Annotated in this window: 1 protein-coding gene; it reads right to left on the bottom strand. The window is 40.1% G+C overall.

Annotated elements, in window-relative coordinates:
* On the bottom strand, positions 1–1,589 hold a 1,589-nt coding region (locus tag BLU30_RS14035), incomplete at its 3' end, for a hypothetical protein (protein WP_143024253.1).
* Positions 1,590–2,005: the final 416 nt, after the last annotated feature.

The raw sequence follows: 2,005 nt of genomic DNA, 5'->3' as shown, positions 1-2,005 counted from the left end.
TGTTGTGTCTTCTTGTCGTTATAGAAAATCTTTATGCTTTTATCCTTTAGAATGTGTGCCCTTTCAATTTCATCGGCTTCAACTTTACTGTTATCCGGCAATTGAACTTCTGAGAAAGACCCATCTGTTTTATTGATAAATTTCGTTGATTTGCCATTATTGTGCACGACATCAACCATCGGTTTGCTCGTATCAGCATTAATGACAATGCCAGAAGCTAATGTAACCGTTTTGCTGCCGGTATTAATACTTGCACCGGAAAAATCCACGAATCCAGGAACCACTTTCCCTTCATTCATTTTAGGCACCATTTCTTCAATGCTTATTTTTTCATCAATATTGGGCAGCTGAACGATTTGTCTGGTTTTAGTATCGCCCTTGCGTCCCCAGGCATCCGTTACATCATAACTTGCTTCCCAAACGCCTGGTGTTGTGTTACTTCCTGGTCCGTTGGTTACGCCAAAGGTTGTTTTCCCTTCTTTCTTTGTTATCTTGAACCCTCCAGCAACATACCCCCCGGCCAAATCACGGTCATCCTTAAATTCTATCCCGTAGTAAAAGGGATGAAGGATTTCTTCCTGTCCTGCCATGGTTCCCCATGTCGCTTGGTTGTATTTTCCGTACAAGGGTGTTTCATTCCCAGAAATCGTCGGTTTTTCGTTGTAAACTTCTTTAAATCCAGTCGCTGTCAGTTCATAAACTGAATTGTCCCCTTTTTCCGTTCCAACAATTTCAGTCATCGGATTTTCTACTTCATTATCCCCAAGTCGAAACTTACCTTCTGGACAGATAATTTCAATCATATCACCTTCTGCAAATTTGTACTCTTCAATTTTCGTAAAGTTGCTAGGAACAACAGTGTCCCTTCCTTTCACCTCCATCAGTTTGGTTTTTTTACTCTCTTCATTCACCTGCGTCAACGGTGTCCCTTTTTTAATGACAGAGATGGTGTAGTAAGTGTCGTCTCCAAAATATTCATGATAAAGAAGCGGAACTTTAATCATTACGTCTTCGAGATAACACTTAATCTTGAACGTTGCAGGATCTAGAGTCAACCTCGTTTTCAAAGTGGTCTCTTTAGAAATACCAATGGTTTTCCAAGTGGACACCTGCCCATGCAATTCAATTGTAAACGGGTTAGCAACGGCCGCGTTTGCTTTAATCGCTTCATTTTCCCGTGAAGGCTCTAGCATTACACTCTCAGGTTCTTTTTCCTGAATCTCATCTATGCCAATTTCGATTCTCAATTCTTCAGTCTTTCCACTTATACAATTTTTGTACTCAACTAAAAAAGCAAAGTCTCCGTTTTTATCCACTTCGTAATTGACGGTTTCAGCATTTCCTCCGCGTTCATAAACAATGGTTTGATCTGATTCACTTTTAATGGAATTTATCTCATATTTTTTTGAATCAACCCCCACAACATCAAATTGGATTTTTGCTAAGTTTTTTTCCTCATTGTACGAAACTGAGGTGTCAACAACAGTGCCTTCCTGCGCTGCCATGACCGTTGCGCCAGATCCAAAAACAAACATTAGCAGAAAAACAATCAAACAAAGTTGAACCTTACTCATTCTTGATTCTTTCATTCTTTTACTCCCATCCTTCCCCATCGACTTAACCATTTGATTTGGTTATTTAATTATTATGATACAATAATAGCAATAATAATTTATTGTTATTACTACCCTCCCCGAATAGCACAAATTACACCCTTAATGATAAATGATATTTAAAAATACCTTTGCAGCCTTATTTCATTTTCAAAATAAACTCTGGTCCTACCGCTTAGTGCGCAGGTAAAACTCAATATCCAGAGAAATAAAAAAACTGTGTCACCTGTTTAGAATCGGTCACACAGTTTTCATTATTTCATTCATTATTTCTTCAAATACGCATCAATGGCCGCAGCGGCTTCCTTCCCAGCCCCCATGGCCAGGATGACGGTGGCGGCACCGGAGACGGCGTCCCCGCCGGCGTAGATGCCTTCCCGGCTGGTTTTTCC

Origin of the sequence: Eubacterium barkeri (assembly GCF_900107125.1) — a bacterium.
GTDB lineage: Bacteria > Bacillota > Clostridia > Eubacteriales > Eubacteriaceae > Eubacterium_O > Eubacterium_O barkeri.
This window is presented reverse-complemented; position numbering and strand designations above follow the sequence as displayed.